Origin of the sequence: Micropruina sp., from assembly GCF_047606365.1 — a bacterium.
Taxonomy (GTDB): Bacteria; Actinomycetota; Actinomycetes; order Propionibacteriales; family Propionibacteriaceae; genus Micropruina.
The window spans coordinates 68,846-74,845 of record NZ_JASGEN010000003.1 but is presented as its reverse complement, the minus strand read 5'-3'; the positions used below and the strand labels follow the sequence as shown (position 1 = coordinate 74,845).

Sequence of the window (6,000 nt, the reverse complement as noted above, 5' to 3'; positions counted from 1 at the left end):
GTCGTCCTCGACGCCGACCACGACCGTGTCGCCGGCACGCCGGACCTCGACCCGGGCCGGGACCGGACCGGCGTGCCGGGCGGTGTTGGCCAGGCACTCGCGGACGACGGCGCAGACAGTGAGCTGGACGCCGGCCGAGACCGGGCCGTCCGGAACCGCGTCCAGGGTCGCGGTGACCCCCACGCGCGACGCCGCGGCGACGATCGCCGGCAGGTCCGCCATGGTTTCGGCGGGCCGCAACGGCACATCGCTGCCGGGTTCACGCAGCACGGTGAGCATCCGGCGCAGTTCGGTGGTGGCGTCCCGTCCGGCCCGCTCGATGTCGGCCAAGGCGGCGCTCCGCTCGGCGTCGGCGTCCGGGCCGTGGGTACGCCGGGCGGCCGCAGCGCGCAGGGTGATCAGGCCGAGCCCGTGCGAGGCCAGGTCGTGCAGGTCGCGCGCGATCCGCAACCGTTCGGACTGGACGGCCCGCTCGGCGGCCCAGGCGGTCAGTTCGTTCTCGTACTCGCGGCGCTGCCGCCGTTCGTGGAGCGCCGCCCAGGCCAGCACCAGCACGGCGACCATGACCGCCAGCGCGGCGAGCGCGGTGGCCAGCACGGGTTGATCCACGCCCACGGTCGAGATCACCAGCAGCAGTACCGCCAGCGTGGCGCCGGCGACCAGCCAGCCGCGGGAACGCAGCACGGGACGGTCGGCGGTCTGCATTGCAGCGAGTCTAGGAACGCTCCCCGGCCGGCGCATCGGCCCGAGGTCGGAGGGACCGGGGTCGGAGACGCGCGGCGAGGACCCGGCTCGGGGTCGATGTCCACGGCCGCGGCGTCCGGTGAGGTTGGTGGACATGATCGACATCGAACAGCTCGTCAAACGGCACGGTACCCGCACCGTCCTGGACCGGGTCGGCTTCCAGGCCGCACCCGGCCGGGTCACCGCCTTCCTCGGCCCCAACGGTGCCGGTAAATCGTCCACCCTGCGCATCCTGGTGGGCCTCGACCGGGCCGACGACGGTCGCGCGTTGATCGCCGGACGCCGCTACTCCGAACTCGCCGCCCCGCTGCGCACCGTCGGTTCGATGCTGGACGGCTCGGGCGCGCACCGCTCACGGACAGCACGCGCCCACCTGGCCTGGGTGGCCCGCAGCAACGGCATCGGACGGCACCGGATCGCCGAGGTGCTGGACCGCGTCGGCCTCACCGACCACGCCCGAGCCCGGGTCGGCAGCTATTCGCTCGGCATGGGGCAACGTCTCGGGCTGGCCGCCGCGCTGCTCGGTGAACCCGAGGTGCTGGTGCTGGACGAGCCGGTCAACGGGCTGGATCCGGAGGGCATCCGGTGGATTCGCGGACTGCTGCGTCGGCATGCCGACGCCGGTGGCACGGTGCTGCTGTCCAGTCACCTGATGAGCGAAGTGGCCGGTCTCGCCGACGACGTCGTGATGATCGCCGGTGGCCGGATCGTCGCGTCCGGCCCGCTGGACGAGGTGACCAGCGGTTACGCCGACCTTGAGGACGCCTTCTTCGCGCTGACCGACGCTGAGGCGACCCGATGAGGCTGATCCGGGCGGTGTCCGCCGAACTGTCCAAGTGCCTCACCCTGCCCGGCGGTCGGGCAGGTATCGCGGTGGCGATGCTGGGCTCGATAGCGCTCACCGTGCTGAACGCGATGACGGCACGACGGGCGCTCACCTCCGGACAACCCGAGTTGATCGCCAGTGCGTCCCCGTTCGAGACGGCGTTCGCGGCGATGCCGCTCGGCACGGTGGGGGCGGTGGTGCTGGGTGTGATCGCGATCGGCAGCGAGTACACCCCGAACAGCCCGGACGCCGGCGGCGGCCGACAGATCGGCACGACACTGGCCGTGCTCCCCCAGCGGATCGGCCTGCTGAGCGCGAAAGCGATCACGGTGGTGCTGCTGGTGGTGGGGATCGCCGCGGTGACGCTGCCGGTCAGCATCGGCGTCGCCCGGCTGCTCATCGGCGAGTTCGCGGTGGAGAGCGTCTCCGTGGCCGATGCGGTCGTCCGATGCCTGGGCGGCACGCTGTACTGGACGCTGACCGGGCTGATGGCGCTGGCCATCACCACGCTCACCCGCAGCGCGACGGTGCCGCTGATCGTGCTGATCATGAACAACTCGCTGGTGTCGTTCTCGCTGCTGCTGACCAACCTGACCTCGTGGGCGCACTGGCTGCCCGATCTGGCCGGACGCCGGCTGTTCACCGGCATCGACACCGTCGACGGCGGGCTGGACGCCGTCCCGGGCGCCTGGGTGATGGCCGCCTGGACGGTGGCGTTGCTGGTGGTGGCGGGCGCCGTGCTGCGCAGCAGGGACGCATGACCGCGCCGGGGCTGGGCAGTGCCGTCGCCGCCGAACTCGACAAGCTGCGGACGCTGCCCGCGATGCTGCTGGCCGTGCTGGGGACGGTGCTGGCCGGTGCCGCGCTCGGCTCAGCTTTCGCTGCCTCCGCCGTCGCCGCCCGTGTTGCGTTCACCGCCACGGACGCGACCCTCGCCACGGTGCCCTACCTGCAGGCCGGGATGCTGGTCGTGGGGGCGCTGCCATTCACCCACGAATACGCCGGGAGTCAGATCCGCAGCACCCTGGCGGCGATGCCGCAGCGTCCGCGGCTGCTGGTGGCCAAGACTCTGTCCACCCTGATGGCCATAGGGCTGACCGCCGTCGGGACGGTGGCCGCCACCTGGGCCGCCGGCGCGATCACCTCGCGCGCACACGGCGTCCGGGAAGGTGACGTCGTACTGGGGTCGTTGGCGGGCGCGGCCGGCTACCTGCTGCTGATGGGGCTGCTCGCGTCCGGGATCGCGCTGCTGGTGCGCCACCTGGTGCCCACCCTGGTCACCCTGCTGTCGGTGGTGATGATCGCGTCCCCGTTGCTTGCGGCGCAGAGCGAGCACGCCCGCTGGCTGCCCGACCGGGCCGCCCAGCAGCTTTACGCCGCCACCGACGCCGTGCTCACCCCCGGCACCGGATCACTGATCGCACTGACCTGGGTCGTGGCGATCGGCGGCGTCGCCGCGCTCCGGTTCGTCCGTCGCGACGCCTGAGGACCCGCTGATCAAAGCCCCTCCACCGTCATCCCGGACTTGATCCGGGATCCCCGCCTGAGATCCCGGGTCGGAGCCCGGGATGACGTGCATGATCAGCACTTCCCTCACACACCTGCCGCGCCATTCGAGGTTTCGACAAGCTCAACCGGCGGTGGGGACGTTGGGCACCAGGCTCAGGCCAGATCCAGGTCGGCCAGGCCCACGGCGTAGCGGTACGGGACGCCGGCCGCTTCGATCACCTCGGCGGCGCCGGTGGCCCGGTCGACGATCACCGCGACGCCGACCACCTCACCGCCCTCGGAACGGACGGCCTCGATGGCTTCCAGCGGCGAGCCGCCGGTGGTGGAGGTGTCCTCGACGACCAGGACCCGGCGTCCGTTGACCGCGGCACCCTCGATCCGGCGCTGCATGCCGTGCGCCTTCGCCTGCTTGCGGACGACGATGGCGTCCAGCCGGCCACCGGCGGCGGCCTTGGCGTGCAGCATCGAGGTGGCCACCGGATCGGCGCCCATCGTCATGCCGCCCACCACGTCGAAGTCCCAGTCGGCGACCAGGTCGTTCATCACCCGTCCGACCAGCGGGGCGGCCACGCCGTCCAGCGTGACCCGGCGCATGTCGACGTAGTAGTCGGCCTCCTTGCCCGAGGTGAGGGTGACCTTGCCGTGCACCACGGCGAGTTGCTTGATGTGCTCGATCAGCTCAGAACGGTCCGACATGGCCGCCACCCTAGTGCCCCGCCGGAGGGGGCTGGACGCATCACTTCCTGATGGTCTCGATGAGTTCGCCGAAGGCCACCGAGCGCTCCGGCGAGTGGAAGAAGTTCCGGCAGGTGACCAGGGTGATCAGCCGCTCGGTGGGCTGCTTCGGCCCGGCGGGTTCGGCTCCCGGCCGTTCCGGCACCGGGTTGACCACCCAGGTTTCCTTCTTGTCGACGGTCAGGTCGGCGGCCGAACTGGTCAGTGCATAGATGTAGGTGGCGTCCCGGGTCTCCACGATGATCCGGGCGCCCGGCTTCAGGTCGAGCAGCGGCACGAACGGTCCGGACGCCCCGCGATGGCCGGCGACGGCGAAGTTGCCGACCTGCCCGGGCGCCGCGGTGCTCTCGAACCAGCCGACCCCCACGCTCAACGCGTACGGGCTGGTGCCGGTCATCACAGCGACCTCGAAGTCCGACCCGAACTCAGGAATCCGGAGCAGCCCGACCGCGTTGTCGGGAATCGTGGGCGCCGGGGTGCGGCCGGCCGCCCACCCCTTCTTCACCTCGTCGACCTGTTGTTGGGCCGCTTTGGTGTCCATCACCGGGTTGAGGTAGGCGTCCCAGAGGTAGAAGCCGAGCAGGCCCAGGCCGGCGATCAGCAGCGTCGCGCCGATGATGGTCAGGCCCCGGTGCCGACGCGGTTTCGGCGTGGGCTTCTCGGGCAGCCCGGCGGAGGGTGTCGCCGTGGTACTGCTCATCGCCCTATTGTGCACCGGCTGACAACGGGTTGCGGCGGCGGGGATCGGCGGTCAGCTGAACCAGCCGCGTCCGTTCGCCGGGCCCGGGGAATCCTGCGGTTCGGTGTCCGTGAAGGGTTCCGCGGTGCCCAGCCAGCGGCGCAGACCCGTTCCGGTGAGCGACCGGTAGCCGAACAGCGCGTGCCGGGTGGCCTCATCCAACGCGGCCAGCGGCAGCGGTGCCCGGGAACCGAGGGCCACCAGGTTGCCGTAGCGGCGTCCCTTCCACACCGCCGACTCGGCCGTCACCAGCAGGTGCGGAAAGCTGCGCGCGGTACCCGCCAGACACGTCCGGGCCCAGCCGAACGGTGCCTGATCGGCGAGGTTCATCAACACCACCCCGTCGGTGCGGAGCACCCGGCCGGCGTCGGCGAAGAACTCCGCGGTGGCCAGCGAGCCGGGCACATGCAGGCCGTCGAAGGCGTCCACGATCAGCGCGTCGGCATAGTCGGCGGGCATCGCCGCCAGCCCGCTGCGGCCGTCGGTGGTGCGCACCTTGATGCCGGCATGCCTGCCGAGCGGCAACTTGCGTCGCACTTCGTCGAGCAGGTCGGCGTCCGGTTCGCAGACGATCTGCGCGGTGCCCGGGCGGACCGCCGCCAGCCAGCGGGGCAGGGTCATCCCGCCACCGCCGAGATGCACCACCCGCAGCCGGACGCCGGAGGGCCGCCGCAGCACGGTCGCCTGCAGTGCCTCGGCGATCCGCTGGACGTATTCGAACTCGAGCCGCAGCGGGTCGTCGGGATCCACCCAGGACTGCTGGGTGCTGCCCGTGCGCACCAGGAACGCCCCGCGCACCTCCCGGTCGGGCTCGAGACGTCCGGTCACAGCACCACCACGATCAGGCCGGCGACCAGGTTTCCCGCACCGTGCGCCGCCCACGGCAGCAACACCGATCCGGTCCGCAGCCGCACCCGTCCGGCCAGGAACGCGGCACCGGCGCCCAACGCGAGAGCAGCCAAACAGGCCACCGGATCACGGTTCACGAAGATCCACTGCGCGGCCATCCGCAGCACACCGCAGACGGACGCCTGAAGCACGTTGCACAGGACCGGGCCCAGTCGCCGCTCCGCCAGCCAGCGCAGCAGGAAGCCGCGAAAGAAGAGTTCCTCGGACAACGCGGTCTGCAGCACCGCCGTGATGGCCACCGCCAGCACCAGCATGAACCCGCCGGTGGAGGTCACCCAGACGGCCGGTCGAGCCAGCAGGGCGCCGCCGAGGAAACCCAGCCCGCACACGGCCAGGATGATCAGCACACTCTGGTCGGGCGTCCCGACGGGCCGATGGAAACCCAGCCAGTGCAGGAACGATCGCTCCGGACGTCCGGCCTGCAACCACCAGGCCAACGGAACCAGGGCGAACACCGCGATCTGCGCCGGTACTCCGACGAGCAGGGCGGTCACCAACTCCATGCCCCCAGTGTGGGGCCCCGTGCCCGCTGTGGCGA

General features: G+C 71.6%; 8 protein-coding genes. 3 read left to right on the top strand and 5 right to left on the bottom strand.

Annotated features, from left to right (window positions below):
- Positions 1-705, bottom strand: a 705-nt coding sequence (locus tag QM624_RS00740; protein WP_415088159.1) for a sensor histidine kinase, incomplete at its 3' end; no start/stop codon positions are given.
- 133 nt (positions 706-838) lie between these two features.
- On the opposite strand from QM624_RS00740, the gene QM624_RS00735 reads away from it, so the two are divergent.
- The 3 genes from QM624_RS00735 to QM624_RS00725 are packed head-to-tail and all read left to right on the top strand — an operon-like array spanning position 839 to position 3,056.
- On the top strand, positions 839-1,546 hold the full coding sequence (locus QM624_RS00735) for an ABC transporter ATP-binding protein (protein WP_415088158.1): 708 nt from the start codon (positions 839-841) through the stop codon (positions 1,544-1,546).
- Positions 1,543-2,331, top strand: a complete 789-nt coding sequence (locus QM624_RS00730) for a hypothetical protein (RefSeq protein ID WP_415088157.1) — start codon at positions 1,543-1,545, stop codon at positions 2,329-2,331. The genes QM624_RS00735 and QM624_RS00730 overlap by 4 nt, the downstream gene beginning before the upstream one ends.
- Positions 2,328-3,056 carry a hypothetical protein gene (locus QM624_RS00725; RefSeq protein WP_415088156.1) on the top strand — a complete coding sequence of 243 codons (729 nt, stop codon included), beginning with the start codon at positions 2,328-2,330 and terminating at the stop codon, positions 3,054-3,056. The genes QM624_RS00730 and QM624_RS00725 overlap by 4 nt, the downstream gene beginning before the upstream one ends.
- Positions 3,057-3,232: 176 nt before the next feature.
- On the opposite strand, the gene pyrE is transcribed toward QM624_RS00725, so the two are convergent.
- From pyrE to QM624_RS00705, 4 genes are read right to left on the bottom strand one after another with little or no spacing between them, the layout of a single operon-like run.
- A complete protein-coding gene (gene pyrE, locus QM624_RS00720) occupies positions 3,233-3,784 on the bottom strand; it encodes an orotate phosphoribosyltransferase (RefSeq protein WP_415088155.1) in 552 nt (183 codons plus the stop codon).
- A gap of 31 nt (positions 3,785-3,815) precedes the next feature.
- The gene (locus QM624_RS00715; protein WP_415088154.1) at positions 3,816-4,514 is read right to left on the bottom strand and encodes a sortase domain-bontaining protein; all 699 of its coding nucleotides are present in this window, start codon (positions 4,512-4,514) and stop codon (positions 3,816-3,818) included.
- A gap of 51 nt (positions 4,515-4,565) precedes the next feature.
- Positions 4,566-5,381: a spermidine synthase gene (locus QM624_RS00710; protein ID WP_415088153.1), complete on the bottom strand. Its 816-nt coding sequence runs from the start codon at positions 5,379-5,381 to the stop codon at positions 4,566-4,568.
- The gene (locus QM624_RS00705; RefSeq protein WP_415088152.1) at positions 5,378-5,965 is read right to left on the bottom strand and encodes a lysostaphin resistance A-like protein; all 588 of its coding nucleotides are present in this window, start codon (positions 5,963-5,965) and stop codon (positions 5,378-5,380) included. The genes QM624_RS00710 and QM624_RS00705 overlap by 4 nt, the downstream gene beginning before the upstream one ends.
- Between the last annotated feature and the right edge of the window lie 35 nt (positions 5,966-6,000).